Below are 25,755 nucleotides of genomic sequence, written 5' to 3' on the forward strand. Positions count from 1 at the left end.
CTCAATGCGCCAGAACGGACAGTGCGTTCAGGGGAAGCTGGATGTGCACCATGCTGCTGGGCACCAGCGGCTCGCCGCCGCCGCCGCGCGCATCGGCGGGCAGCTCGGCTTCGATCTCGATACCCAGCGGCTCGCAGGCCAGGCGGGCCGAGGTGCGGTTGCCGAAGAACTCGGTGTCGAGCAGGCGCGCGGCGAAGCTGTTGGCGCCGAGTTCGGTGCCGTAGCGCTTCACGACCACGTGCTCGGGGCGAATGCCCACGGTGGCCTGCGAGCCGACGCTCAGGTTGCCGGGGGCGCAGAACAGTTCGCTGTCGCGAACGCGCACCTTGCCGTCGGCCAGCACCGTGGCGGGCAGCATGTTCATGCGGCCCACGAAGCCGGCCACGAAGCGGGTGCGCGGCTGGCGATAGAGCTCGTCGGGCGTTCCGGCCTGCTCGATGCGGCCGTTGTGCATCAACACTACGCGGTCGGCCATCGACAGGGCCTCTTCCTGGTCGTGCGTGACCATGATGGTCACGATGCCCAGGCGCCTTTGCAGCGCGCGGATTTCGCTGCGCAAGCTGGCGCGCACCTGCGCGTCGAGCGCGGAGAGCGGCTCGTCGAGCAGCAGCAGGCGCGGATTGGGCGCAAGCGCGCGTGCCAGTGCAACACGCTGCTGCTGGCCGCCCGATAGCTGCACCGGGTATTTGTCGGCATGCGCGGCCAGCCCGACGAGGTCGAGCATCTCCCGCGAGCGCTTGGCCATCTCGCGGGCCAGCGCGCCGGTGGGATGCAGGCCGTATGCAATGTTCTGCGCGGCCGTGAGGTTGGGGAACAGCGCATACGACTGGAACACCACCCCGAAGCCGCGCGCCGCGGGCGGCAGGCCCGCGATGTCCTGCCCGCCCAGAAGGATCTGCCCGCTGTCGGCACGCTCGATGCCGCAGACGATGCGCAGCAGCGTGGTCTTGCCGCAGCCCGAGGGGCCGAGCAGGCACACGAACTCGCCGGGCTCGATGTCGAGATCGATGCCGTCGAGCACGCGGGTGGCGCCAAAGGACTTGCCGATGCCGCGAAGGGAAAGAAAGCTGCTGCTCGTCATGGCCGGATACCGCTTGGGCGTGGGGATCAGAGGGGCTTCTTTTCCGACTTGGACTCGTAGCGCTTGGACCACTCCGTCAGGATGCGGTCGCGGTTGGCGGCAGCCCAGGTGAAGTCGTTCTTGGCCAGCAGCTTCTCGACGTCGCCCGGCACAAACTCGAGCTTTTCCTGCACGCCCGGCAGCGCCAGCACGGCGAAGTTCTTGGCATACAGCTCGTTGGCCTGCCTGGTGACGGCCCAGTCGGCCAGCGCCTTGGCGGCTTCCTGCTTCTTGCTGGTCTTGATGATGCCGGTGGCTTCCATGTCCCAGCCGAGGCCTTCCTTCGGCAGCACGATGTCGATGGGCGCGCCTTCGCGCTTGGTCTTGTTGGCGCGGTATTCGAAGGACATGCCGAGCGCGAACTCGCCGGCGCCGGCCTGGCGGCAGGGCTTGCTGCCCGACTGGCTGTAGATGCCGATGTTCTGGTGCAGCGCGTCCATGTACTTCCACGCCTTTTCTTCACCCATCATCTGGATCCAGCCCGAGACCATCAGGTAGCCCGTGCCCGACGCGGCGGGGTTGGGCATGGTGATCTGGCCCTTGTAGACCGGGTTGGTCAGGTCGGCCCAGCTGGTGGGCTTGGGCAGGTTCTTCTTCGTGGCTTCGGCGGTGTTGAAGCAGATGGCCGACGACCACACGTCCATGCCGACCCACTTGGGCGGGTTGGCCGGGTCGCGCATGTTGGCCTTGATGGCGTCCAGGCCCTTGGGCGCGTAGGGCTGGAGCATGCCTTCCTTGTCGAGCAGCATCAGCGAGGTGGCGGCCAGGCCCCACACCACGTCGGCCTGCGGATTGGCCTTTTCGGCCAGCAGCTTGGCGGTGACGATGCCGGTCGAGTCGCGCACGAACTTCAGTTCGATGCTCGGGTTCTCCTTTTCGAATGCGGCCTTGTAGGCCTGCACCTGGTCGGCTTCGAGCGCGGTGTAGACCAGCAGTTCGGTGCGGCCCTGGGCCGATGCGGCGAAGGCCAGCGAGAACAGGACGGCCGGCACGAGGGCGCGGCGGAGTTGACGGTGCAGCATGGTGGAGATTCCCCAGGTGGAAAAACAAAGAACGCAAAGCGGGACACACGGACAGGCAAGCGAAAGTACGCAAAACCTGTACGGCGACGAATGCGGGGATGCTGGCAGCGGCATGTGACAGGGATTTGTCAGACGCCTCAAAAACACACAAATCCCCAAAATAGCGCCCAAGGCCGACTGGCTTCGTCGCGGCTTCGTCATCCGCGTGTCACCGCCCCGCGGCAGACTCCGCGCGCTGTCACCCGCGCTTTCGCTCCTGCTCCCGCCCGCTCCGTTTCACTTCCATGACACTCGACCTCGCCGAGATCGCCCGCCTGTTCGCCGAACGGGGCGGGGTCGCATATGCGGGCGAGCCCGTCACGCAACTCGAACACGCGCTGCAATGCGCCTGGCTCGCGGAACAGGCCGGCGCGAGCGACTCCCTGGTGACCGCGGCATTGCTGCACGACCTGGGCCACCTGCTGATCGCCGAGCACCAGACCCTATCGCACTCTCCCACCGAACTCGGCATCGACGACCGCCATCAATACATCGCCCTGCCGCTGCTGCGCGGCGCTTTCGATGTCGAGGTACGCGAGCCCATCCGGCTGCACGTGGACGCCAAGCGCTACCTGTGCGCCACGCGGCCCGGCTATTTTTCGAAGCTCTCGCCGGACTCGGTGCGCAGCCTCGCACTGCAGGGCGGCGTGATGGACGACGAGGCGGCCCGGCGCTTTACCGAACACCGCTGGGCCGACGACGCGGTGCGGCTGCGGCTGTGGGACGAAGCAGCGAAAGCGGAGGGCCTGAAGACGCCACCGCTGGCGCACTTCCTGGCGATTGCGGCGCGGGTGATACTGAACTGAGCACCTTTTGAGGCAGCGGGCACGATTCAGCCCCATCTAAGAAACATATGTTTTCCTCATGACGAGCGGCGCACGGGCGCCTGAGAGGAAAACCGAATGTCTTCACCCCCCTCCATCACCGCGCGCGCGGGCACGCTGGTCCAGGTCCTGCGCCGGGTATTCAAGCTCGCGGCGCCCTACTTCAGCTCCGAGGAAAAATGGCGCGCCCGCGCGATGCTGCTGACCATCGTCGCGCTCAACCTGTTCTACGTGTATGTGGCCGTGCTCGGCAACGAGTGGTACGGGCGCTTCTATGACGCGCTGCAGAACAAGAACGCGGTGGTCTTCTGGCACGAGGTGGGCGTGTTCGGCTGGATCGCCTTCGCCAACATCGCTGTACAGGTGCTCAAGTTCTATGTGACCCAGCTGCTGCAGCTGCGCTGGCGCACCTGGATGACGCGCAGCTACCTGTCGCGCTGGATGTCCAACCGCACGTTCTATCACCTGGAGCTGGCGCGCTATGCCGGCAAGGACGGCCAGACGCCGGACAACCCGGACCAGCGCATCCAGGAAGACATGCAGATCTTCACCAGCGCCACGATGTCTCTCTCCATGGGGCTGCTGAACGCCGTGGTCACGCTCATGAGCTTCATTGGGCTGTTGTGGGGGCTGTCAGGCAATTTCTCGTTCACGTTCAACGGCACCACCCACCAGATCGTGGGTGCGATGGTCTGGGTGGCGCTGGGATATTCCGTGCTGGGCACCGTCATCACGCATTTCATCGGCCGTCCGCTGATCGGCCTGAATTTCAGGCAGCAGCGCTTCGAGGCCGACTTCCGGCACCACCTGGTGCGGGTACGCGAATACAGCGAGGCCATTGCGCTGGATCACGGCGAGAAGGTCGAGCGAGACCAGCTCGACCTGCGCTTCAGCAACGTGCTGCGCAACTACCTGCTGCTGATCAAGCAGCAGAAGAACCTTGTCACCTTCACCTCGTTCTTCGGGCAGGCGGCCGTGATCTTTCCGTTCCTGGTGGCGGGGCAGCAGTACTTTGGCGGCGCGTTCCAGCTGGGCCACCTGATGCAGATCGGCTCGGCCTTCGGCAAGGTGCAGGAGTCGCTCAGCTGGTTTGTCGACAACTACGACAGCGTGGCCGTGTGGCGCGCCACCACCGACCGTCTCACCAGCTTCGACGACAGCATGGCCGCCCATGCCGCGCAGGACGATGGCCTGCAGCGCGCGCACGCCGCGGTGCTGCACACCGATGACCTCGGGGTCGCGCTGCCCGACGGCACGCCGCTGCTCGCCGGCGCCGCGCTGGCGGTGAAGCCCGGCGACAGCGTGCTGCTGCAGGGCCCGTCGGGCAGCGGCAAGTCGACGCTGTTCCGCTCGTTCGCGGGGATCTGGCCGTTCTCGAAAGGCCGTCTGCAGGTGCCCGACAACGTCGCCTTCATGCCGCAGCGGCCCTATGTGCCCGACGGCAAGCTGCGCGACGCGCTGACCTACCCCAACCCGGCCACGAACTTCAGCGACGACCAGCTGCGCCAGGCCCTGAACGACGCCCTGCTGCCCGACCTGGTGAACCGCCTCGACGAGAGCGACGCCTGGAGCCAGAAACTCTCCGGCGGCGAGCAGCAGCGCCTGGCCATTGCGCGCGTGCTGCTGAAGAAACCGGCGTGGCTGTTCGCCGACGAGATCACCAGTGCCCTGGACGCGCAGGCCGAGGGCGTGCTCTACAAGCGCCTCGCGGCCACGGTGCAGGCGGCCGGGGGCGCGATGGTGTCGATCGCGCACCGCGCGGCCGTGGGCGACTTCCACAACCAGCGCTGGACGATGGTGCCGCAGGCAGAAGGCGCGGCCAGCGGCGGGCCGCGGTACCGGCTGAACACCGCGACCGTTCAGCCGGCGGCGGCGTAGCGCTCCCAGCCCTTCTTGCGCAGGTCGCAGGCGGGGCATTCGCCGCAGCCATAGCCCCAGGCCTGGCGATGCGTGCGGTCGCCGAGGTAGCAGGTGTGGGTTTCCTCGACGATCAGGTCGACCAGCGGCTCGCCGCCCAGGCGGTGGGCCATCTGCCAGGTCTCGGCCTTGTCGATCCACATGAGCGGCGTCTCGATGACGAGGCGGCGCTCCAGCCCGAGCGACAAGGCGAGCTGCATGGCCTTCATGGTGTCGTCGCGGCAGTCGGGATAGCCAGAGAAGTCGGTTTCGCAGACGCCGGTGACGATCACCTGCAGCCCGCGCCGGTACGCCAGCGCGCCGGCCAGCGTGAGGAACAGCAGGTTGCGCCCCGGCACGAATGTGTTGGGCAGGCCGTCGGCCTGCATCGCGAAGGCGACCTCCTCGGTCAGCGAGGAGCCGCCGAGCTGCGCCAGCGCCGCCAGCGTGAGCACGTGGTCTTCGCCCAGGCGGGGCGCCCAGTCGGGAAAGCGCTCGCGCATCTTCGCGAGGATGGTGCCGCGCACGTCGAGTTCGACGCGATGGCGCTGCCCGTAGTCGAAGCCCAGGGTTTCGACGCGCTGGTACTTCGAGAGCGCATCGGCGAGGCAGGTGGTCGAGTCCTGGCCGCCGGAGAAAAGAACGAGGGCGGTGGTGTGCAGGGGCATATCCGTCAACGGCGGGCCGTTGTAGTCCAAAAGCGCAATTTTCGCAGGCCGCATCGGCTGCGCGGATACCATGCCGCGAATGAGCACTAAACACTTGGTTGCATGGGCAGTCACCTTCGTGGTGCTGTTGGTGATCGACATGATCTGGCTGGGCGTCGTCGCCAAGGGCATGTACCAGGAGGGCATGGGCGACCTGATGTCGCCGAACCCGCGGCTGGCCTTCGCGGCTGTTTTCTACCTGATCTACCCGGTCGGCCTGCTGCTGTTCGCGATCATGCCCGGCGTCGAGGCGCAAAGCGTGCTGCGCGCGGCCGTGCTGGGCGCGCTGTTCGGCATGTTCTGCTACGCCACCTACGACCTGACCAACCTGGCGGTGATCCGCAACTGGCCGCTGGCCCTGTCGTTCATCGACATCGCCTGGGGCACGGTGGTGAGCGGCGTGGCGGCGGCGGCTGGCGCGGTGGCCTGGCGCTGGATGGCTGCGCGCTGAGCAACCTCGATCCCCGCTAGCAAGCGGGCATGACACGCCGAAGACTTCCGGCGTGTTTCTTTCTTGAAATGCGCTGAACTTTTTCAGCGGATCTGCGTCGTCATGGCCGAGTCACGCGACGTCTCTAGATTTCACCTCCGGAACATCTGTGCGCCACGCGCACTACTCAAACAATCCTCCGGAGGAGTCGCATGACCCAACGCTTCATTGCCCCAGCACTGCTGGGCGCTTCGCTATTGCTGTCCGCCTGCGGCGGCAGCAACCACGGTCCCCAACTGCTGCCGTTTCCGCAGCAACCGCAACAGCCCGCCGCGCAGCCCCAGAAGAACGTGCTGTTCTTCCTGGGCGACGGCATGGGCATCACCACCATGACCGCCGCGCGCATCTACAAGGTCGGCGAAGACGGCGACCTGACGATGGACACGCTGCCCGAGACGGCCTTCGTCCACACCTATTCGAACGACGCCCAGGTGACCGACAGCGCGCCATCGATGTCGGCCTACATGACCGGCGTCAAGATGAACAACGAAGTCATCTCGATGAGCCCCGAAACCAAGGCCACCGACGCCTCGGGCAAGGCCTATCACGTCAACTACGACAGCACCTGCCCCTCGGGCAACGGCCAGGCCGTCGAGACGCTGCTGGAGCAGAGCAAGGCCAAGGGCTATGCGACCGGCGTGGTGACCACCACCCGCATCACGCACGCCACGCCCGCCGCCACGTATTCGCACGTGTGCCACCGCGACGCGGAGAACACCATCGCCGCGGCGCTGGTGCCCGGCGGCGCGGGCTACAACGGCAAGCTGGGCGACGGCGTCGACGTGTTCTTCGGCGGCGGCACGGACTACTTCCTCTCCAAGGAAGCGGGCGGCAAGCGCAACGACAAGCGCGACCTGATCGCCGAACTGAAGACCGCCAAGTACAGCTACGCCAGCAGCAAGACCGAATTCGACAAGCTGCCAGTCGACGGCACCACCAAGATCGCCGGCCTCTTCACCAAGAGCCACATGGCCTACGACCTGGACCGCGACGCCACCAAGGAACCCAGCCTGGCCGAAATGACCGGCAAGGCCATCGACGCCCTGGCCGCGCGCAAGAAGGGTTTCTTCCTGATGGTGGAAGGCGGCCGCATCGACCACGCGCTGCACGCCACCAACGCCCGCCGCGCCCTGCAGGACACCGGCGCCTTCGACGACGCCATCAAGCTCGCGCTCGACAAGATGCAGGCCATCGACCCGGGCCTGAAGAACACGCTGGTGGTGGTCACTGCCGACCATGACCACACGCTGCAGCTCAACGGCTATGCGGCGCGTACCGGCAAGACCGAGCCGGGCAAGCCGGGCGTGCTGGGCCTGGTGAAGGACTACGTCGACAACAGCAAGACCAGCAAGGACGTCGACGGCAACCCGTACACCATCATCGGTTTCGGCAACGGCCCCGTCCGCCTGGCCACGCGCGGCCCCATCGACAGCACCGCGCTGGAAAGCAAGGACTACAGGCAGGAAGCCGTGGTTCCCACGGACGCGGCCAGCGACTCCGAAACCCACGGCGGTGCCGACGTGTTCCTCGGCGCGCAAGGCCTGGGCGCCGACAACTTCTCCGGCGTCATCACCAACACCGACGTGTTCGGCCTGATCAAGAAGGCGGTCGGCCTGTGAGGGGCCACCAGCGCTCATCGACGAACACCAACATGAACACGACCATGAACCGCATCACCCGCAAAACCCGCCTGGCCGCCGCCCTCTTCTGCGCCGCCGCCGGCACCCTGGCCGGCAGCGCACACGCCGCTGGCGAAGCCAAGAACGTCATCTTCTTCCTCGGCGACGGCATGGGCCCGGTCACCGTGACCGCCGCGCGCATCTACAAGGGCGAAAAGCAACTGGCGGCCAAGCCCGGCTCGCTGGTGAGCCCGGAGCGCGCCAACCTCGTCATGCAGTCGCTGCCCTATGCGGCACGCGTGAAGACCTATTCGCTCGACGGCCAGACCACCGACAGCGCACCCTCGATGGCCGCCTACATGACCGGCGTGAAGATGCGCAACGAGGTGATTTCGATGTCGAGCGACACCGTGGCCGTGGACAGCACCGGCAAGCAATACATCAACGGCGAGAACACCACCTGCCCGCCGACCAACGGCAAGGCCGCCGACACGCTGCTCGAGCTGGCAAAGGCCAAGGGCCGCGCCGTGGGCGCGGTGTCGACCACGCGCGTCGGCCATGCCACGCCGGCCACCACCTATGCCCACATCTGCAATCGCAACGGCTACAACACCATTGCCGAGCAGAGCGTGCCGGGCCATGCCAACTACAACCCGAAGCTGCTCGACGGCGTCGACGTGCTGATGGGTGGCGGCCAGCGCAACTACCTGCCGACGGGAAGCACCAAGCGCACCGACGGCGTCGATCTCGTGGCCGCGATGACGGCCAAGGGCTACACATATGTCGACTCCGGCACCAAGCTCAAGGCTGTCGACACGGCCGCCACGGGCAAGCTGCTGGGACTTTTCTCCTCTAGCGAAATGGCCTACGAGCTGGACCGCGTCAAGCAGAACCTCGACCAGCCCAGCCTGTCGGACATGACCGAGAAGGCGCTCGGCGTGCTCAGCAAGAACGACAAGGGCTTCTTCCTGATGGTGGAAGGCGGCCGCATCGACCACGCACTGCACGGCACCAATGCCAAGCGCGCGCTGGAAGACACGCTGGCCTTCGACGCAGCCATCCAGACCGCGCTCGACTTCATGAACAAGAAAGACCCGGGCCTGAAGAACACGCTGGTGGTGGTCACCGCCGACCATGACCACGCGATCGCCTTCAACGGCTATCCGAAGATCGGCAACCCGATCCTCGGCCTGGTCAACGGCTACGCCGACGGCAAGCCCACGAAGGCAGCGGACGGCAAGCCGTACACCACGCTGGTGTTCGGCAACGGCGGACGGCCCAACGCGACCGCCGGCAGCGATGTCAACGCGGAAGACGGCAACAAGAAGTGGATCGCGCCCGCGCGCGCCGCTTCGCGCGACGACCAGACCGCAATGGACACCACTGACGACAACTTCCTGCAGGAAGTCGGCATCAACCTGGGTTCGCCCGGCGCTGAAACCCACGGCGGCGGAGACGTGATGCTGTTCGCCGGCGGCGCCGGCTCCAAGATCTTCAAGGGCACCATGGAGAACATCAAGGTGTTCAACAAGGTCAAGGAAGCGGCCGGCCTGTGACCGCATCCGTGACGCTCAAGACGCTGCTGGCGGCAATCGCCCTGGTGGCCTTGCCGCTGGCAGCCAGCGCCGCGGGCGATGCCGAGGCGCCGGACCAGAACCTGCGCATCCAGCACCACATGATGTCGATCGGCAAGGACGGCGTGCAACGCGAGAGCCGCTACGCCGACCTGATGTTCCGCCGTGCCGGCTCGGTGTGGGTCGAGCGCGAATTGCCGCCCGCGCTGCGCGAAGACCACGATCACGAAGCCCGCGAGGGCAAGGTGCACATCGGCCACGCGCATGCGGACAACACGGCCGCCCCGCTGTGGGTGCGCCGCGACGCCGCAGGCAAGGTACAGGTGGGCATGGTGCTGCGCGAGCAGCGCAAGCTGATCGACATCGACGCGGCCAACTACGGCAACGTCGGCTACAGCGGCTCGTGGGCCAACTCCTACTGGCTGGTCGATCCCGCGAGCTTCGCGCGCATGAAAGACCTGGGCGCGGCCGGCAAGGGCGTGCAACGCTACGAACTGCAGCAGGGCGAGGGCACGCTGCGCATCGAATGGGACACGGCCGGCCGGTATGCACGCAAGATCGAGCAGCGCAACGCGCGCGGTACTTCGATCAATGTGATGACCGCCTCGGCCATCCCGGCGCCGAAGACCTTGCCGTGGAAGGCCATCGAGGCCTACGAGCGCGGCGACTACTCGGACTTGCTGGACTGACCGGGTTCAGCCCAGTTTGCGCGGTGCTCCACGCATGGCCCCGAGCCCCTGAAAAGGCTGCGGGGCTTTTTCTTTGGGCTCAGAGAAAGCGCTCGAGCAGCTTGCGCGAGGCCCGGTCGAGCGTCTTCACATCGGGAATGCGGAACTGCACGCCGTGCGCGCTCGCAATGAGCAGCGCACCGCCTTCGAGCCGGCGGATGTCTTCCTCTGCCTTCAGCACGAAGGTGGTGTCGCCACGGTCGGTGCTGATGGTCCAGGTGCTGGGCACGCCGAAGCTGGACACGCCATGCAGGCGCAGCAGCGTGGGCGCGAAGTCGCGCACCGCGAGTTCTTCTTCTAGCAGCGCCTTCGCCTGCGCCGGCAGTTGATCGACGCTGTCGATCCAGACCAGCTCGCGCCCTTCGCTGCCGACAAGCGATACGCCGTGGCCCGGCGCGCTCAGCGGAAATGCCCGCACCGGCACGACGCCGACGTGGCGTTCGCCTTGCGCGTCGGTCAGTACGAGGCGCCCGAAGGCGTCGCGCTCAAGCTGGAAGTCGTTGCTGCTGTTGGTATTCATGCGTCCCCCGCCGGATGGGCTGCGTGGGCAATGGGCAAAGGTGCCTGCGCGCTGGCGCGCTCGTCGGCGGCCCCTTCGCTCGCATCGTCGTCGGCCTGGCGCAGTTGCGCCTGGTAGAGCCGCCAGTAGGCGCCCTGCTTCGCCATCAGGGCATCGTGCGGCCCGACCTCGACCACTTCGCCGCGGTCCATGACCACGAGCCGGTCGGCCTTGCGCAGCGTCGACAGGCGGTGCGCGATGGCGATGGTGGTGCGGCCCTGCACGAGGTTGTCGAGCGCCTTCTGGATTTCCTTCTCGGTCTCGGTGTCCACCGCCGAGGTGGCCTCGTCGAGGATCAGGATGCGCGGGTCGATCAGCAGCGCGCGCGCAATGCTGATGCGCTGGCGCTCGCCGCCCGACAGGCCCTGCCCGCGCTCGCCCACCAGGGAGTCGTAGCCGTGCTGCAGCCGCAGGATGAAGTCGTGCGCGTGCGCGGCGCGCGCGGCGGCCACGATTTCCTCGCGCGTGGCGTCGGGCTTGCCATAGGCGATGTTCTGGGCAATGGTGCCGAAGAACAGGAACGGCTCCTGCAGCACCAGCCCCACGTGGCGCCGATAGTCGGCCACGGCGAAGCGGCGGATGTCGGTGCCGTCGACCTTGATGGCGCCGTCGGTCACGTCGTAGAAGCGGCAGATCAGGTTGACCAGCGTGCTCTTGCCCGAGCCGCTATGGCCCACGAGGCCGATCATCTCGCCCGGTTCGATGACCAGGTCCAGGTCGTGGATGACGGCGCGCGAGCCGTAGCGAAAGCCCAGCCCGCTCATCTCGATGCGGCCCTGCACGCGCTCCACCTTCACCGGATTGGCCGGCTCGGGCACGTTGCTCACGTGGTCGAGGATGTCGAAGATGCGCTTGGCACCGGCCGCCGCCTTCTGCGTGACCGAGACGATGCGGCTCATGGAGTCGAGCCGCGTATAGAAGCGGCCGATGTACGCGATGAAGGCGGTGAGCACACCCACCGTGATGCTGCCGCGCGCCACCTGCCAGATGCCGAAGGCCCAGACCACGAGCAGGCCGATTTCGGTGAGCAGCGACACGGTCGGCGTGAACAGCGACCAGGTGCGGTTGAGCTTGTCGTTGACCTGCAGGTTGTAGGCGTTGGCGATGCGGAAGCGCTCGGCTTCGCGGCGCTCCTGGGCGAAGGCCTTGACCACGCGGATGCCGGGAATGGTGTCGGCCAGCACGTTGGTCACCTCCGACCAGACGCGGTCGATTTTCTCGAAGCCGGTGCGCAGGCGGTCGCGCACGACGTGGATCATCCAGGCGATGAAGGGCAGCGGCACCAGCGTGACCACCGCCAGCAGCGGATTGATGGAGATCAGGATGGCCGCGGTCATCACGATCATCAGCACGTCGTTGGCGAAATCGAGCGCATGCAACGAGAGGAAAACGTTGATGCGGTCGGTTTCCGAGCCGATGCGCGCCATCAGGTCACCGGTGCGCTTGCCGCCGAAATAGTCGAGCGGCAGGGTCAGCAGGTGCTCGTAGGTGGTGGTGCGCAGGTCGGCGCCGATGCGCTCGGACACCAGCGCCAGCAGATAGGTGCGCGCCCAGCCCAGCCCCCAGCCCAGCAATGCAGCGCCGAGCAGGCCGCTCAGGTAGAGGCCCACGCGCCCCGAGTCGATCTTCTGCCCGTTCTGGAACGGGATCAGGATGTCGTCCATAAGCGGGATGGTCAGGTATGGCGGCACCAGGGTGGCGGCAGTGGAAATCAGGGTCAGGACAAACCCCAGGATCAGCTGCTTGCGGTACGGCTTGGCAAAACGGCCCAGTCGCAGCAGCACCCAGGTCGAGGGTGGGGTCTGGAGTTCGGTGTCGGCAACGGCCGTGTCGTCGCCGTCCGCGGCCTCGACCATCTCGGGTGTCGCCTTGGCGACATCGGACATGCGCTGGGCAAAAAGCTTGAGCAGGCGCAGTGCCGCCACCTGGTTGGCCAGGGTGTAGCGCCAGCGGCCCAATCGGCCCGCGGAGCCCGTCAAATCAAGGGTTCCGACGCCGGAATGGTCGGAAAGCCGCAGCGCCAGGGAGGCATCCGTCAGTGGCCACTCACGCCATTCGCCACCCGCCTCGAGCGCGATCAGGCGCCGGTCAGTGAGGGCGACTAGGCCGGAAGCGAAGCGAAGTTGGTCGTCGAGGTCAACCGACAGTATTACCAGAACGTTTTCCGCGACTGCGAGCCGGTTTTTCAGCGCGTCTGAAGCCGCCTCTGTTTCGCCCTCCCGGGTGCCGACTGGATCGTGATGTTGCATTGTGTTTCTTTGACTCTTGCCCGTCGCGGGCCGCATGGACCGCGTCATGGCGCCCTTGGTCGGGCGCCGATTCTGACCGATCGCCATGGGCGCGCTTGAAGGCGCCACGGTGCTCGGCCAAAGCACATCGAACGTTTGCATGACCCGTTTCGACGACATCCAATTGCTGCGCATCAATTATTTGCGCGGTCCCAATCTCTGGACCTACCGTCCGGTGCTCGAAGTCTGGCTCGATCTGGGTCAACTGGAAGACTACCCCTCCAACAAGATAGACGGCTTCACCGACCGCCTGACCGGGCTGCTGCCGGCGCTCATCGAGCACCACTGCGGCGTCGGCGAGCGCGGGGGCTTCATCCAGCGCCTGACCGAAGGCACCTGGTCGGGCCACGTGCTCGAACACGTGGTCATCGAACTGCTGAACCTGGCCGGCATGCCGACCGGCTTCGGGCAAACCCGCAGTACTTCCGAACACGGCGTGTACCGCATGGTGTTCCGGGCGCGCGACGAGCAGGTCGCCCGCGTGGCGCTGGCTGAGGGCCACCGCCTGCTCATGGCTGCCATCAACGACGACCCCTTCACCGCCGCCGACGTGCAGAAGGCCGTCGACGCGGTCAAGGCCAAGGTCGAGGACTGCTACCTCGGCCCGAGCACCGCCGCCATAGTGGCAGCCGCCACCGACCGCGGCATTCCCCACATGCGCCTGAACAGCGGCAACCTGGTGCAACTGGGCTACGGCGCCAACCAGCAGCGCATCTGGACCGCCGAAACCGACTACACCAGCGCCATCGGCGAATCGATCGCCAGCGACAAGGAGCTGACCAAGTCCCTGCTCGCGAGCTGCGGCGTGCCCGTGCCCGAAGGCCAGGTGGTCGCCAACGCCGAAGAAGCCTGGGAAGCCGCCGAGGACATCGGCCTGCCGGTGGTCGTGAAGCCCTCGGATGCCAACCACGGCCGGGGCGTCTCGCTCGAGCTGACGACCCGCGAGGAAGTCATTGCCGCCTTCGCGGTCGCCGAGCCCGAGGGCAGCGACGTGATGGTCGAGCGCTTCATCCGCGGCCACGAACATCGCCTGCTGGTGGTGGGTGGCGAAGTGGTGGCTGCCGCGCGCGGCGAGATCATCACCGTGACCGGCGACGGCCAGGCCACGGTGCGCGAACTGATCGAAAAACAGCTCAACAGCGATCCGCGCCGCGGCGCCGAGGAAGAGTTCCCGCTCGACGTGATCGTCATCGACACCGACGCCAAGCTGCAGCTCGAACTCAAGCGCCAGGAGCTGGACGCCGGTGCCGTGCCGGCCGCCGGCCGCGTGGTCACGATCCAGCGCAACGGCAACATGGCCAACGACTGCACCGACCAGGTCCACCCCGAAGTCGCGCACGCCGCCGTTCTGGCCGCGCGCGTGGTGGGCCTCGACATTGCCGGCATCGACCTCGTGGCGCTGGATATTTCCAAGCCGCTGGGCCCGCAGCGCGGCGCCATCGTCGAAGTCAACGCCGGCCCCGGCCTGCTGATGCACCTGAAGCCGGCCGTCGGTTCGCCGCGCCCGGTGGGCCGCGCCATCTGCGACCACCTGTTCCCCAACGACGCGCCCGGCCGCATTCCCGTGGTCGGCGTGGCCGGCTCGCGCAACACCGCCGTGCTGGCGCGCCTTGTGGCGTGGCTGGTCGGCCTTGGCGGGCGCCACACCGGCCTGGCCTGCCGCGACGGCCTGTTCCTGGAGCGCCGCCGCGTCGACGCGCGCGACAGCGCCAACTGGGACGCCGGCCACCGCCTGCTCGTGAACCGCGCCGTGCAGGCCGTGGTGATCGAGAACGGCGCCGAGACCATCCTGCGCGACGGTCTCTCCTATGACCGCTGCGAAGTCGGCATCGTCACCGACCTCGACGGCTGCGAAGCGCTGGCCGACTACGACATCACCGAGAGCGACCAGATGGTCAAGGTGTTGCGCACGCAGGTCGACGTGGTGCTGTCCGAAGGCACCGCCGTGCTCAATGCCGCCGACGCCCGCGTGGCCGGCCTCGCGCCGCTGTGCGACGGGGCCGTCATCCTTTATGCAGCCGACCCGCAGGCCGCCGCGCTCACCGCGCACCAGGCCGCCGGCGGCAAGGCCGTGCTGGTGCGGCAGGACCGCGTGGTGCTGGCCAACGGCAGCAGCGAGTCGTTCCTGCCCGGCCTCGGCCGGCTGACCGTGTGGCGCGCCACCCATGCCGGCGTGAGCCTCGAGAGCCTGCTGGCCGCAGTGGCCGCGGCCTGGGCCATGGGCATTCCGCTGAACCTGATCGGCGCCGGCGTGGAAGCCTTCGAGGCCGACCTGCAGGCCGCGCTGGCCTCGCTCCAGCTGTCGCAGACCCAGCCCCTTCAACCCCAGCTGGCCTGAGCCGCCGCGCCAGCCCGCAAGTAGCCCCACGCCGCCCATGAAAGTCACCCGCATCCGAGCCCTCCGCGGGCCCAACCTCTGGAGCCGCCACACCGCCATCGAGGCAGTCGTGGCTTGCCACGGCGACGAGAACGCCGTCAGCCGGCTCGCCGGCTTCGAGGACCGCCTGCGCGCCCGCTTCCCCACCATCGGCGAGCTGCACCCGATGGTGCTGGGCCAGCCGCTGGCACTGGCCCACGTGCTCGAGAACGCCGCCGTAGCGCTGCAGGCCCAGGCCGGCTGCGCCGTCAACTTCGGCCACACCTCGCCCACGGTGGAAGAAGGCGTCTACCAGGTCGTGTTCCAGTACACCGAGGAGGCCGTGGGCCGCCGCGCCGCAGAACTGGCCGAGCAGCTGATCGCCGCCGCCCAGGCCGACACCCCCTTCGACGCCGAAGCCGCCATCACCGAACTGCGCGACCTCGACGAATCCGAGCGCCTGGGCCCGAGCACCGGCTCCATCGTCGACGCCGCCGTGGCGCGCGGAATTCCATACCGCCGCCTCACGAGCGGCAGCCTGGTGCAGTTCGGCTGGGGCTCCAAGCAGCGCCGCATCCAGGCCGCCGAAGTCGACAGCACCAGCGGCGTGGCCGAATCGATCGCGCAGGACAAGGAACTGACCAAGCAGCTGCTCAACGCCGCCGGCGTGCCGGTGCCGCTGGGCCGCCCCGTGCGCGACGCCGAAGACGGCTGGGCCGCCGCGCTCGAAATCGGCCTGCCCGTGGTGGTGAAGCCTCAGGACGGCAACCAGGGCAAGGGCGTCACGGTCAACATCAACTCGCGCGAAGAATTGTTCGCGGCCTACGACTCGGCCGCCGGCTACGGCGAGGTGATGGTCGAGAAGTTTCTTCCCGGCTTCGACTTCCGCCTGCTGGTGGTGGGCGACCGCCTTGTGGCCGCCGCGCGCCGCGATCCGCCGCAAGTCATCGGCGACGGCGTGCTCACCGTGCGCCAGCTGGTCGACACCGTGAACCTCGACCCGCGCCGCGGCGAGGGCCATGCCACCTCGCTCACCAAGATCCGCCTGGACGACATCGCCATCGGCCGGCTCGAATCGCAGGGCCTCACGCCCGACAGCGTGCCCGCGCGCGGCCAGCGCGTGGTGCTGCGCAACAACGCCAACCTCTCCACCGGCGGCACCGCCACCGACGTGACCGACACCGTGCACCCCGAAGTCGCGGCGCGCGCCGTCGACGCGGCGCAGATGGTCGGCCTGCACATCTGCGGCGTCGACATGGTCTGCGAGAACGTGCTGCGCCCGCTCGAAGAGCAGCACGGCGGCGTGGTCGAAGTGAACGCCGCGCCCGGCCTTCGCATGCACATCTCGCCTTCGTTCGGCCGCGGCCGCGCGGTGGGCGAAGCGGTGATGGACACCCTGTTCGCCCACGGCGACGACGGCCGCATCCCCGTGGTCGCCGTCACCGGCACCAACGGCAAGACCACCACCGCGCGCCTCATCAACCACCTGCTGGCCTCCAGCGGCCTGCGCACCGGCATGACCAACACCGACGGCGTGTACGTCGACGGCCGCCAGACCGACAGCGGCGACTGCAGCGGCCCCAAGAGCGCGCGCAACGTGCTGATGCATCCCGACGTCGATGCGGCGGTGTTCGAAGTGGCCCGCGGCGGCGTGCTGCGCGAAGGCCTCGGCTTCGACCGCTGCCAGGTGGCCGTGGTCACCAACATCGGCAGCGGCGACCACCTGGGCCTGAACTACATCACCACCGTCGAAGACCTCGCGGTGCTCAAGCGCGTGATCGTGCGCAACGTTGCCGCAGACGGCTACGCCGTGCTCAACGCCGCCGATCCGAACGTCGCGGCCATGGCGGCGGGCTGCCCCGGCCACGTGATCTTCTTCACCGCCGACCGCATGCACCCGGTCATGGCCACGCACCGCGCGCAGGGCAAGCGCACCGTGTACGTCGACCAGGACACGCTGGTGGCCGCCGAGGGCTCGTGGCGCGAACGCATCGCGCTGCGCGACGTGCCCATCACGCGCGGCGGCACGATCGGCTTCCAGGTCGACAACGTGATGGCCTCGGTGGCCGCGGCCTGGGCCGTGGGCCTGGACTGGGACACCATCCGCAGCGGCCTCGCGAGCTTCATGAACGACGCCGCCGGCGTGCCCGGGCGCTTCAACGTCATGGACTACCGCGGCGCCACCGTGATCGCCGACTACGGCCACAACACCGACGCCATGCGCGCGCTGGTGTCGGCTGTGGACACCATGCCCGCGAAGAAGCGCTCGGTGGTCATCAGCGGCGCGGGCGACAGGCGCGATTCCGACATCCGCGACCAGACCGCCATCCTCGGCGAAGCCTTCGACGACGTGATCCTCTACCAGGACGCGGCGCAGCGCGGCCGTGCCGACGGCGAAGTCATGGCGCTGCTGCGCCAGGGCCTGCAGGGCGCGGCGCGCACGCGCTACGTCGACGAGATCCGCGGCGAGTTCGTCGCCATCGACACCGCGCTGGCCCGCCTGCAGCCCGGCGATCTCTCGCTGATCCTCGTCGACCAGGTCGAGGAAGCACTCGCTCACCTCGCACAGCGCATCGCAGCGGGCTGACGCCCGCCTTGCCGGACACGTCCCACACCGATGGGCGCGTCCGGCCCGGCCGCCGGGTGCGGCCTGTCCCACAGACGCGCACCCCACGCCGACACCACACTGTGGCTCCGGTCACGCACCTCCTTTCGCGGAGGGCGTGGCCCAACCAAGGAGCCCGCATGACAAAAACAGTTCGTTCCCTTCTCTCCGCCACGGCACTCTTCGCCGCCAGCGGCTTCATCGTGTTCGGCGCCCAGACGGCCAGCGCACAGGCACCGGGCTCCGATGCACGGATGCAGAAGGAACGCGCCACCTGCGACGGCGTGCAGCAAGATCGCGCCGCCTGCCTGCGCGAAGCCGGCGCGGCACGCCAGGAGGCCAAGCGCAACGGCCTGACCACGCCCAGCGCCCCGCGCGAGCAGGTCAACTCCCTTGCCCGCTGCAGCGAGCAGCCCGGCCCCGACCAGCCCGAATGCGAAGCCCGCATCAAGGGCGGCGCGCGCACCACCACCGAAGGCAGCGTGATGGGCGGCGGCGTGATCCGCGAGACCGTGACGCCGCTGCCGGCACAGCCCGCACGTTGAACCCGGCACATTTCCGCCGGTCCAATATTTCCCGGTTTTTCTTTTAGCTCACTCCAAGGAGCCGTCCATGAAAAGCAATACGCGTTCGATCATCCTGGCCCTGTTCGCCGTAGGTGGGCTGACCGCCACCACGATCGCCTCGGCCGCAGGCGAATCCTCCCGCACCTATCAGCAGGAACTGGCGGTCTGCGGCCACAACCAGCAGGACCGCGCCGCCTGCATCCGCGAAGCCGGTGCGGCACGCCAGGCAGCTGCCCGCGGCGGCCTGACCAGCGCCCCAGACTACCGCGGCAATGCCCTCGCGCGCTGCAGCCTGCAGCCGCCGACCGAACGCTCGGCCTGTGAAGCCCGCGTGCTCGGCAGCATGGGCAACACCCGCACCATGGTTGACGGCAGCGTGATGGGCGGCGGCGTGATCCGCGAATCGGTCACCACCACCATGGTGCCGGTCGCGCCGGCGCCTGAACCGATGCCGATGCCGATGCGGCCCATGCGCTGATCGGCTTTCAGGGCTGGTCCTCCGCACAAGCAGAACCAGCCCAGTGTGCAATCGAGGGGAAACCCCAGTGGATACCCTCCGTTGTCACACGACTGTCATAAAAGGCAAAGGGGTGCTAGCTATAGTTCTCGGTCCCTGCCTACCGAGGAACCATCTCCCATGAATGCCATCAAGGTCGCTCGCCGATTCATAGAAACGGACCCGGCCAACGAATCGGCCAAGATTCTGGCCCAGCTCGTGTTGGCGCTCGAGTCCGAACGCAGCTTCGAGCTGATTACGCTCTACAACCTCGACTACAAGAGCTTCCAGCTTGCCATGGACATCCTGAAGGAATGGCGGCTCGACCGCTATTACGCCAGCAAGTCCAAGCTGTTCGACCTGTCCCTTCAGGTCAGCGAACTCGAAAAGACCAGCACCACGCCCGAAGCCTGAACCGGAACGGCCCCAGCGGCCGTTCTAGTTTTTTCGCGCTTCTTCCCGCTTCTTCATTTCCCCCAGCGCAGCACCATCGGATCGAGCCGCCTCGCGGTCTCGATCAGTCCGGCGCGCGTGTCGGGGTGCATCGGCGGCAACGGGTGACGCGGCGCTTCGCATGCGATCACGCCGCCTTCCTTCATGAGCGACTTGCAGGCCAGCAGGCCCGCCTGCCGGTTTTCGTAGTTGATCAACGGCAGCCATTGCTGGTAGAGCGCGAAAGCCTTGTCGCGGTCGCCTGAACGGTGCGCCTCGATGATCGGCCTGATGCCGTCCGGATAGCCGCCACCGGTCATCGAGCCGGTCGCTCCCGCATCGAGGTCGGGCATCAGCGTGATGGCCTCTTCTCCGTCCCACGGCCCTTCGATGGCGTCGCCGCCAAGGCGGATCAGCTCGCGCAGCTTCGACGCGGCGCCGGCCGTCTCGATCTTGAAGTACGCGACATGCTCGATCTCCCTGGCCATGCGCGCGAGGAACGGCGCCGACAGCACCGTGCCGCTGGCCGGCGCGTCCTGGATCATGATCGGAATGCCCACCGCGTCCGACAGCCGCGCATAGAACTCGAAGATCTGCGGCTCGGGCACGCGGAAGGTCGCGCCGTGGTACGGCGGCATCACCATCAGCATTGCCGCGCCCATGTCCTGCGCGCGGCGGCTGCGCTCGGCGCACACCTTTGTGCTGTAGTGCGTGGTGGTCACGATGACCGGCACCCGGCCCTTCACATGTTCAAGGATCGTGCGCGTGAGCACCTCGCGCTCCTCGTCGGACAGCACGAACTGCTCCGAGAAATTCGCGAGGATGCACAGCCCGTCCGAGCCCGCGTCGATCATGAAGTCGACACAGCGCTTCTGGCTCTCGATGTCGAGCGCGCCCTGTTCGGTGAAGGTGGTGGGCACCACCGGAAAAATGCCGCGGTATCTGGGGGTCATGCTGGTGATTCAGTGTGAATGGCGGGGAACGGCGGCGCCGCGGCAGCCGACAAGAAAATCGAAGTCGCAGCCCTCGTCGGCCTGCAGTACGTGGTTGACGTAGAGCTTCTGGTAGCCGCCGCCGCGCGTGCTCATCGGCTGCGCGTCCGAAGCGGACAACGAAGCCAGGCGCGACGCCAGCTCCTCGTCGCTGATGTCCAGATGCAGCCGCCCCGCATCGCAGTCGAGCTCGATCCAGTCGCCGTCGCGCACTGCCGCCAGCGGGCCGCCATCGGCCGCTTCCGGCGCCACATGCAGCACCACCGTGCCATACGCCGTGCCGCTCATGCGCGCATCCGAGATGCGCACCATGTCTTTCACGCCCTGGCGCAGCAGCTTCGGCGGCAGCCCCATGTTGCCCACCTCGGCCATGCCGGGGTAGCCCTTGGGGCCGCAGTTCTTCAGCACCATCACCGAGCTTGCGTCGATGTCGAGGTCTTCGTCGACGATGCGCGCCTTGTAGTGCTCCAGGTTCTCGAACACCACGGCCTTGCCGCGATGCTTCAACAGCTCAGGCGTGGCAGCCGAGGGCTTGAGCACCGCGCCGCGCGGCGACAGATTGCCGCGCAATATGCGGATGCCGCCATCGGCGATCAACGGCTTGTCGAGCGGCCGGATCACTTCGTCGTCGAGGCTCGGCGCCTCGCGCACGTTGTCCCAGATCGACTGGCCGTTGACGGTGAGCGCACCGGGATGCGGCAGCAGGCCGGCTTCGCCCAGCCTGCGCAGCACGGCGGGCAGCCCGCCGGCGTAATAGAACTCCTCCATCAGGAAACGCCCCGAGGGCATCAGGTCGACGATGGTCGGCGTGTGGCTGCCGATGCGCGTCCAGTCTTCCAGCTCCAGTTCGACGCCGATGCGCCCGGCAATCGCCTTCAGGTGGATCACCGCATTGGTCGATCCGCCGATGGCCGCATTCACGCGGATGGCGTTTTCGAAAGCCTCGCGCGTGAGGATCTTCGACAGCGTGAGCCCCTCCTTCGCCATCTCGACCGCGCGCATGCCCGACATCTGCGCCAGCACATAGCGCCGCGCATCCACCGCCGGGATGGCCGCGTTGTGCGGCAGCGAGGTGCCCAGCGCCTCGGCCATGCAGGCCATGGTAGAGGCCGTGCCCATGGTGTTGCAGGTGCCTGCCGAGCGCGACATGCCGCCCTCGGCCGAGAGGAACTGGTGCAGGTTGATCTCGCCCGCCTTCAGCGATTCGTGCAGCTGCCAAACCGCAGTGCCCGAGCCGATGTTCTTGCCGTCGAGCTTGCCGTTGAGCATCGGCCCGCCGGTGACCACGATGGCCGGTATGTCGCAGCTCGCCGCACCCATCAGCAGCGCGGGCGTGGTCTTGTCGCATCCGGTGAGCAGCACCACCGCATCGACCGGGTTGCCGCGAATGGCCTCTTCCACGTCCATGCTCGCGAGATTGCGCGTGAGCATGGCGGTGGGCCGCAGGTTCGATTCGCCGTTGGAGAACACAGGAAACTCCACCGGAAAACCGCCCGCCTCCGAAATGCCGCGCTTCACATGCTCCGCGATCTTGCGGAAGTGCGCGTTGCACGGCGTGAGCTCCGACCAGGTGTTGCAGATGCCGATGATCGGCCGGCCGTCGAACTCGTGGTCAGGAATGCCCTGGTTCTTCATCCAGCTTCGGTACATGAAGCCGTTCTTGTCGGCCGAGCCGAACCATTCGGTCGAACGAAGTTTCTTTGTCATGGGTTGAATCAGCGCCGTGGAGAGCGCGAGGTAAAGAAGCGTTGCAGCAAACAGAAGACGAACAGCAGCGCGCCGACCACGATGCGGGTCCACCACGAGCTCAGCGTGCCGTCGAATGAAATCAGCGTCTGGATGATTCCGAGCATCAGCACGCCGAACAGCGTGCCCGCCACATAGCCCACGCCGCCCGTGAGCAGCGTGCCGCCGATCACCACCGCCGCGATGGCGTCGAGCTCCAGCCCCACCGCATGCAGGCCGTAGCCCGAGAGCATGTAGAACGTGAAGATCACGCCCGCCAGCGCCGAGCAGAAACCCGAGAGCGTGTACACGCCGATGAGCGTGCGGCGCACCGGCAGGCCCATCAGCATGGCCGAATGCTCGCTGCCGCCAATGGCATACACCGCGCGGCCGAAGGGTGTGCAATGCGCGATGAAGATCGCCGCCAGCAGCACCGCCACCGCAATCACCGCGCTGATGGACACCGAGGCCTCGCCCCAGACCGGAATGCGGATTTGCGAGACTTCCGAATAGAACTCGTTGGTGATGCTGATCGAGTCGATGCTGATGAGGTAGCACAGCCCGCGCGCCAGGAACATGCCAGCCAGCGTGACGATGAAGGGCTGCAGCCGGTAGCGTTCGATCAGCAGCCCCATGAATGCGCCAAAGGCCGTGCCCATCACCAGCACCAGCGGAATGACCAAGCCGGGGCTCCAGCCGTGCTTTTCGACCAGCGAAGCCGACACCATGGTGGTCAGCGCGATCACCGAGCCCACCGACAGGTCGATGCCGCCCGAGAGAATCACGAAGGTCATGCCCACGGCCACGACGATGAGGAAGGCGTTGTCGATCAGCAGGTTGAGGAACACCTGCGCCGAGAAGAAGCCGTCGTAGAAAACGGAGCCGAGCGTGGCCACCAGCACGAACAGCGAGATGGTCGCCGCCAGCGGCAGGTACTTGGGATTGAGCCCCCTCTTGCTTCCTCTCCCTCGCGCGGGAGAAGACTGGGGCGAGGGTGCTGCGTCGATCACCGCGCTCATGCCTTCGCTCCTTCATGCGCAGGCCGCTGCACCAGCGCCCGCACTTGCGCCCTGAACTCCGGCGACTGCAGCAGCATCACCGCGAACACCACGCCCGCCTTCACCACCAGGTTGATCTCGGGCGGCACACCCAGCGAATAGATCGCATAAGTCAGCGTCTGGATGATCAGCGCGCCGATCACGCTGCCCACGAGGCTGAAGCGCCCGCCGGTCAGCGCCGTGCCGCCCAGCGTCACCGCCAGGATCGCATCGAGCTCGATCAGCTGACCCGCGTTGTTGCCGTCCGCGCTTTTCACGTTGGAGCTGATCAGCAGCCCCGCCACGCCAGCGCAGGCACCGCAGAATGCATAGGCCCCGATGATCAGCCGCCGCGCCTGCACGCCCGCCACACGCGCCGCCGTCGGGTTGATACCCACCGCCTGGATGAACAGCCCCAGCGCGGTGCGCGTGATGGCCAGGTACAGCAGCACGAACACCGCCGCCGCGATGAACAGCGAGAACGGCAGCCCCAGCAGATAGCCGCTGCCCAGGAAGAAGAAGGGCTTGTAGTAGATCGTGATGATCTGACCGTCGGCAATGAGCTGCGCGATGCCGCGCCCCGCCACCATCAGGATCAGCGTCGCGATGATCGGCTGCATGCCGACCTTGGCGACCAGCAGCCCGTTCCACAGCCCGCACAACAGCGCGATGCCGATGGCCGCGAGGATGGCGAGCGACATGGGAAAGCGGCTCACGTCGCTGGCCACGGAGCCGCCGATCATCCAGGCCGCGAGCGCTGCCGCGATAGCCACCACGGCGCCCACGGAGATGTCGATGCCGCGCGTGGCGATGACCAGCGTCATGCCGAGCGACACGAGCACCAGCGGTGCGGCGCGGTTCAGGATGTCGATCAGGCTGCCGTAGAGATGGCCGTCGCGCCATTCGAGGTGGAGGAAGCTGGCGTTGAAGGCTGTGTTCACTGCGAGCAGGAGCACGAGGGTGATGATGGGCCAGGCGAGGCGATGGCTCATGAGAGATGAAAGGCGGTTCATGTGTTCTGCCTTGCTCCTTCCCCTTCCGGGGAAAGGCTGGGATGGGGGCATGCGGCGTCGAACGCCGCGCGAAGGTGAAGGCCGCCTGCCCCCACCCCTGCCCTCCCCCGGAAGGGGAGGGAGAAAGAAAGGAGATGCATCATGCTGCCGCAATCATTTCGTAGACCTCGTCCTCGGTCGCCCCACCAGGCAGCTCCCCCACCTTCTTCCGGTCCCGCAGCACCACGATGCGATGCGCCACGCGCACTACCTCGCTCATCTCCGACGAGATGAAGATCACCGCCATGCCCGCCTTCGCAAGCCGCAGGATCTCTTCCATGATCTCCTGCTTGGCCGCCACGTCGATGCCGCGTGTCGGCTCGTCGAGGATCAGCAAACGCGGCTCTGTCGCGAGCCAGCGCGCGATCATGGCCTTCTGCTGGTTGCCACCCGAGAGCAGCCCGATGGGCGTCTCGACGCTCGCCGTCTTGATGCCCAGCGACTTGACGAAACGCTCCGCCATCTCGGTCTGCTCCGCATGCGACAGGAAGCGCCGCGTGCCCAGCCGCGCCTGCAGGGCGAGCGCAATGTTCTCGCGCACCGACAGTTCCGCAACGATGCCGTCGGTCTTGCGCTCCTCGGGGCACAGCGCGAGGCCTTCGCGGATCGCATCGGCCGGATTCGAGAAACTGACGGAGCGGCCATCGACCTTCAGCACGCCACGGTCGGGCGACTCCAGCCCGAACAGCAGCCTCGCCAGCTCCGTGCGGCCCGCGCCCAGCAGGCCGGCAATGCCGACGACCTCGCCTGCACGCACGCGCAAGTCCGTCGCCTGCAGTTGCCCGGCTTGGCCCAGCCCCTCGGCCTGCAACAGCGCCGGTGCGGCTTCATCGAACGCAGGCAACGCCGCAGGCCGTGCCGACTGCGCCGCCAGCTCACGCCCCAGCATGGCGGCAATCAACGCCTGCGGCCCCAGGTCGGCCGCCTTCCATTCGCCGATCCAGCTGCCATTGCGCAGCACCGTGATGCGGTCGGACACCGCGTACATCTGGTTGAGAAAGTGCGTGACGAAGACGATCGCCAAGCCCTCGCCGCGCAAACGCCGCAGCACCTCGAACAGCTTCTCGACCTCGTCGTCGTCCAGGCTCGAGGTCGGCTCGTCGAGGATCAGCACCTTCGACGACACACCCAGCGCCCGCGCAATTGCCACCATCTGCTGCACCGCCACCGAATAGCTCGACAGCAGCCGCGTCACGTCGATGTCCAGCCCGATGCGCGCCAGCAGTTCTTCGGCGCGCCGATTGACGCTGGCCCAATCGATGCGAAAGCCCTGCGCCACACCGCAGCGCGGATAGCGCCCCGCGAACACGTTCTCCGCCACCGACAGGTTCGGGCACAGGTTCACTTCCTGGTAGACCGTGCTGATGCCCAGCTTCTGCGCCTCCAGCGGCGAATGCGGGTGAATCGGCTGGCCGTCGAGGAATATCTCGCCGCCGCTCGAGGGCAGCACGCCCGTCAGCACCTTGATCAGCGTCGACTTGCCCGCACCGTTCTGTCCCATCAACGCATGGATCTCGCCCGGGTACAAGCGCAGCTGCACGTCGCGCAGCACCGGGATGCCGCCGAACTGCTTGTGGATGCCCTTGAGCTCCAGCACGGGCGAGGAAGTGTCGTCGTCAGCCATGTGC

Annotated in this window: 21 protein-coding genes; 11 read left to right on the plus strand and 10 right to left on the minus strand. The window is 67.2% G+C overall.

The window, feature by feature from the left end; translation table 11 throughout:
• Position 1: 1 nt before the first annotated feature.
• Both ACWV14_RS26755 and ACWV14_RS26760 read right to left on the minus strand, forming a co-directional pair.
• On the minus strand, positions 2–1,081 hold the full coding sequence (locus ACWV14_RS26755) for an ABC transporter ATP-binding protein (protein ID WP_422088153.1): 1,080 nt from the start codon (positions 1,079–1,081) through the stop codon (positions 2–4).
• 26 nt (positions 1,082–1,107) lie between these two features.
• Positions 1,108–2,142: a putative 2-aminoethylphosphonate ABC transporter substrate-binding protein gene (locus ACWV14_RS26760; RefSeq protein WP_454904546.1), complete on the minus strand. Its 1,035-nt coding sequence runs from the start codon at positions 2,140–2,142 to the stop codon at positions 1,108–1,110.
• A gap of 284 nt (positions 2,143–2,426) precedes the next feature.
• Here ACWV14_RS26760 and ACWV14_RS26765 point away from each other — a divergent pair, with 284 nt between their 5' ends.
• Positions 2,427–2,987, plus strand: a complete 561-nt coding sequence (locus ACWV14_RS26765) for a phosphonate degradation HD-domain oxygenase (RefSeq protein WP_454904547.1) — start codon at positions 2,427–2,429, stop codon at positions 2,985–2,987.
• A 96-nt stretch (positions 2,988–3,083) separates the two neighbouring features.
• On the plus strand, positions 3,084–4,883 hold the full coding sequence (locus tag ACWV14_RS26770; RefSeq protein ID WP_454904548.1) for an ABC transporter ATP-binding protein/permease: 1,800 nt from the start codon (positions 3,084–3,086) through the stop codon (positions 4,881–4,883).
• Here ACWV14_RS26770 and queC read toward each other — a convergent pair.
• Positions 4,865–5,569, minus strand: a complete 705-nt coding sequence (gene queC, locus ACWV14_RS26775) for a 7-cyano-7-deazaguanine synthase QueC (protein ID WP_454904549.1) — start codon at positions 5,567–5,569, stop codon at positions 4,865–4,867. The two genes, ACWV14_RS26770 and queC, sit on opposite strands and share 19 nt — an antisense overlap.
• Before the next feature lie 79 nt (positions 5,570–5,648).
• Between queC and ACWV14_RS26780 the strand changes: the two genes are divergently transcribed.
• The 4 genes from ACWV14_RS26780 (at position 5,649) to ACWV14_RS26795 (ending at position 9,980) form a co-directional block, all read left to right on the plus strand.
• Positions 5,649–6,059, plus strand: coding sequence for a DUF2177 family protein (locus ACWV14_RS26780; RefSeq protein WP_454904550.1), 411 nt, complete (start codon positions 5,649–5,651; stop codon positions 6,057–6,059).
• A gap of 191 nt (positions 6,060–6,250) precedes the next feature.
• On the plus strand, positions 6,251–7,717 hold the full coding sequence (locus ACWV14_RS26785) for an alkaline phosphatase (protein ID WP_454904551.1): 1,467 nt from the start codon (positions 6,251–6,253) through the stop codon (positions 7,715–7,717).
• Between the two features lie 32 nt (positions 7,718–7,749).
• Entirely contained in the window at positions 7,750–9,273 is a 1,524-nt protein-coding gene (locus ACWV14_RS26790) for an alkaline phosphatase (RefSeq protein ID WP_454904552.1), read from the plus strand.
• Positions 9,270–9,980, plus strand: a complete 711-nt coding sequence (locus ACWV14_RS26795; RefSeq protein ID WP_454904553.1) for a hypothetical protein — start codon at positions 9,270–9,272, stop codon at positions 9,978–9,980. Before ACWV14_RS26790 ends, ACWV14_RS26795 begins: the two co-directional genes overlap by 4 nt.
• A 79-nt stretch (positions 9,981–10,059) precedes the next feature.
• Here ACWV14_RS26795 and ACWV14_RS26800 read toward each other — a convergent pair whose 3' ends face one another.
• Both ACWV14_RS26800 and ACWV14_RS26805 read right to left on the minus strand, forming a co-directional pair.
• Positions 10,060–10,539, minus strand: a complete 480-nt coding sequence (locus tag ACWV14_RS26800) for a cyanophycin metabolism-associated DUF1854 family protein (protein ID WP_422088166.1) — start codon at positions 10,537–10,539, stop codon at positions 10,060–10,062.
• The gene (locus ACWV14_RS26805; RefSeq protein ID WP_454904554.1) at positions 10,536–12,827 is read right to left on the minus strand and encodes a cyanophycin metabolism-associated ABC transporter; all 2,292 of its coding nucleotides are present in this window, start codon (positions 12,825–12,827) and stop codon (positions 10,536–10,538) included. Before ACWV14_RS26805 ends, ACWV14_RS26800 begins: the two co-directional genes overlap by 4 nt.
• 139 nt (positions 12,828–12,966) lie before the next feature.
• Here ACWV14_RS26805 and ACWV14_RS26810 point away from each other — a divergent pair, with 139 nt between their 5' ends.
• The 5 genes from ACWV14_RS26810 (at position 12,967) to ACWV14_RS26830 (ending at position 19,303) form a co-directional block, all read left to right on the plus strand.
• Positions 12,967–15,204 carry a cyanophycin synthetase gene (locus ACWV14_RS26810; protein ID WP_454904555.1) on the plus strand — a complete coding sequence of 746 codons (2,238 nt, stop codon included), beginning with the start codon at positions 12,967–12,969 and terminating at the stop codon, positions 15,202–15,204.
• 37 nt (positions 15,205–15,241) lie between these two features.
• The gene (gene cphA / locus ACWV14_RS26815; protein ID WP_422088169.1) at positions 15,242–17,809 is read left to right on the plus strand and encodes a cyanophycin synthetase; all 2,568 of its coding nucleotides are present in this window, start codon (positions 15,242–15,244) and stop codon (positions 17,807–17,809) included.
• A 158-nt stretch (positions 17,810–17,967) separates the two neighbouring features.
• Positions 17,968–18,372: a hypothetical protein gene (locus tag ACWV14_RS26820; RefSeq protein ID WP_454904556.1), complete on the plus strand. Its 405-nt coding sequence runs from the start codon at positions 17,968–17,970 to the stop codon at positions 18,370–18,372.
• Between the two features lie 67 nt (positions 18,373–18,439).
• Positions 18,440–18,871, plus strand: coding sequence for a hypothetical protein (locus ACWV14_RS26825; RefSeq protein ID WP_454904557.1), 432 nt, complete (start codon positions 18,440–18,442; stop codon positions 18,869–18,871).
• Between the two features lie 159 nt (positions 18,872–19,030).
• Complete coding sequence (locus ACWV14_RS26830) at positions 19,031–19,303, plus strand: hypothetical protein (protein WP_422088172.1); 273 nt, start codon at positions 19,031–19,033, stop codon at positions 19,301–19,303.
• A 53-nt stretch (positions 19,304–19,356) separates the two neighbouring features.
• On the opposite strand, the gene ACWV14_RS26835 is transcribed toward ACWV14_RS26830, so the two are convergent.
• The 5 genes from ACWV14_RS26835 to ACWV14_RS26855 form a co-directional block, all read right to left on the minus strand.
• Positions 19,357–20,274, minus strand: a complete 918-nt coding sequence (locus ACWV14_RS26835) for a dihydrodipicolinate synthase family protein (protein WP_422088173.1) — start codon at positions 20,272–20,274, stop codon at positions 19,357–19,359.
• Positions 20,275–20,283: 9 nt separating this feature from the next.
• Positions 20,284–22,020: an IlvD/Edd family dehydratase gene (locus ACWV14_RS26840; RefSeq protein ID WP_422088174.1), complete on the minus strand. Its 1,737-nt coding sequence runs from the start codon at positions 22,018–22,020 to the stop codon at positions 20,284–20,286.
• A gap of 8 nt (positions 22,021–22,028) precedes the next feature.
• Positions 22,029–23,057: a galactofuranose ABC transporter, permease protein YjfF gene (gene yjfF / locus ACWV14_RS26845; protein ID WP_454904558.1), complete on the minus strand. Its 1,029-nt coding sequence runs from the start codon at positions 23,055–23,057 to the stop codon at positions 22,029–22,031.
• Positions 23,054–24,088, minus strand: coding sequence for an ABC transporter permease (locus tag ACWV14_RS26850; protein ID WP_454904559.1), 1,035 nt, complete (start codon positions 24,086–24,088; stop codon positions 23,054–23,056). The genes yjfF and ACWV14_RS26850 overlap by 4 nt, the downstream gene beginning before the upstream one ends.
• Positions 24,089–24,227: 139 nt before the next feature.
• Positions 24,228–25,751 (minus strand): sugar ABC transporter ATP-binding protein, encoded by a 1,524-nt coding sequence (locus tag ACWV14_RS26855; RefSeq protein ID WP_454904560.1) that lies wholly within the window; start codon positions 25,749–25,751, stop codon positions 24,228–24,230.
• Between the last annotated feature and the right edge of the window lie 4 nt (positions 25,752–25,755).

The organism is Variovorax durovernensis, assembly GCF_977011995.1.

Bases quoted from the DNA above. Each gene is read 5' to 3' on its own strand.
- ACWV14_RS26790 (WP_454904552.1), top strand. From the start codon at position 7,750: ATGAACACGACCATGAACCGCATCACCCGCAAAACCCGCCTGGCCGCC.
- ACWV14_RS26760 (WP_454904546.1), bottom strand. From the start codon at position 2,142: ATGCTGCACCGTCAACTCCGCCGCGCCCTCGTGCCGGCCGTCCTGTTC.
- ACWV14_RS26800 (WP_422088166.1), bottom strand. From the start codon at position 10,539: ATGAATACCAACAGCAGCAACGACTTCCAGCTTGAGCGCGACGCCTTC.
- ACWV14_RS26825 (WP_454904557.1), top strand. From the start codon at position 18,440: ATGAAAAGCAATACGCGTTCGATCATCCTGGCCCTGTTCGCCGTAGGT.
- cphA (WP_422088169.1), top strand. From the start codon at position 15,242: ATGAAAGTCACCCGCATCCGAGCCCTCCGCGGGCCCAACCTCTGGAGC.
- ACWV14_RS26840 (WP_422088174.1), bottom strand. From the start codon at position 22,020: ATGACAAAGAAACTTCGTTCGACCGAATGGTTCGGCTCGGCCGACAAG.
- ACWV14_RS26805 (WP_454904554.1), bottom strand. From the start codon at position 12,827: ATGCAACATCACGATCCAGTCGGCACCCGGGAGGGCGAAACAGAGGCG.
- ACWV14_RS26835 (WP_422088173.1), bottom strand. From the start codon at position 20,274: ATGACCCCCAGATACCGCGGCATTTTTCCGGTGGTGCCCACCACCTTC.
- ACWV14_RS26850 (WP_454904559.1), bottom strand. From the start codon at position 24,088: ATGAACCGCCTTTCATCTCTCATGAGCCATCGCCTCGCCTGGCCCATC.
- ACWV14_RS26785 (WP_454904551.1), top strand. From the start codon at position 6,251: ATGACCCAACGCTTCATTGCCCCAGCACTGCTGGGCGCTTCGCTATTG.
- ACWV14_RS26855 (WP_454904560.1), bottom strand. From the start codon at position 25,751: ATGGCTGACGACGACACTTCCTCGCCCGTGCTGGAGCTCAAGGGCATC.
- ACWV14_RS26770 (WP_454904548.1), top strand. From the start codon at position 3,084: ATGTCTTCACCCCCCTCCATCACCGCGCGCGCGGGCACGCTGGTCCAG.
- ACWV14_RS26820 (WP_454904556.1), top strand. From the start codon at position 17,968: ATGACAAAAACAGTTCGTTCCCTTCTCTCCGCCACGGCACTCTTCGCC.
- ACWV14_RS26755 (WP_422088153.1), bottom strand. From the start codon at position 1,081: ATGACGAGCAGCAGCTTTCTTTCCCTTCGCGGCATCGGCAAGTCCTTT.
- queC (WP_454904549.1), bottom strand. From the start codon at position 5,569: ATGCCCCTGCACACCACCGCCCTCGTTCTTTTCTCCGGCGGCCAGGAC.
- ACWV14_RS26810 (WP_454904555.1), top strand. From the start codon at position 12,967: ATGACCCGTTTCGACGACATCCAATTGCTGCGCATCAATTATTTGCGC.
- ACWV14_RS26830 (WP_422088172.1), top strand. From the start codon at position 19,031: ATGAATGCCATCAAGGTCGCTCGCCGATTCATAGAAACGGACCCGGCC.
- yjfF (WP_454904558.1), bottom strand. From the start codon at position 23,057: ATGAGCGCGGTGATCGACGCAGCACCCTCGCCCCAGTCTTCTCCCGCG.
- ACWV14_RS26780 (WP_454904550.1), top strand. From the start codon at position 5,649: ATGAGCACTAAACACTTGGTTGCATGGGCAGTCACCTTCGTGGTGCTG.
- ACWV14_RS26765 (WP_454904547.1), top strand. From the start codon at position 2,427: ATGACACTCGACCTCGCCGAGATCGCCCGCCTGTTCGCCGAACGGGGC.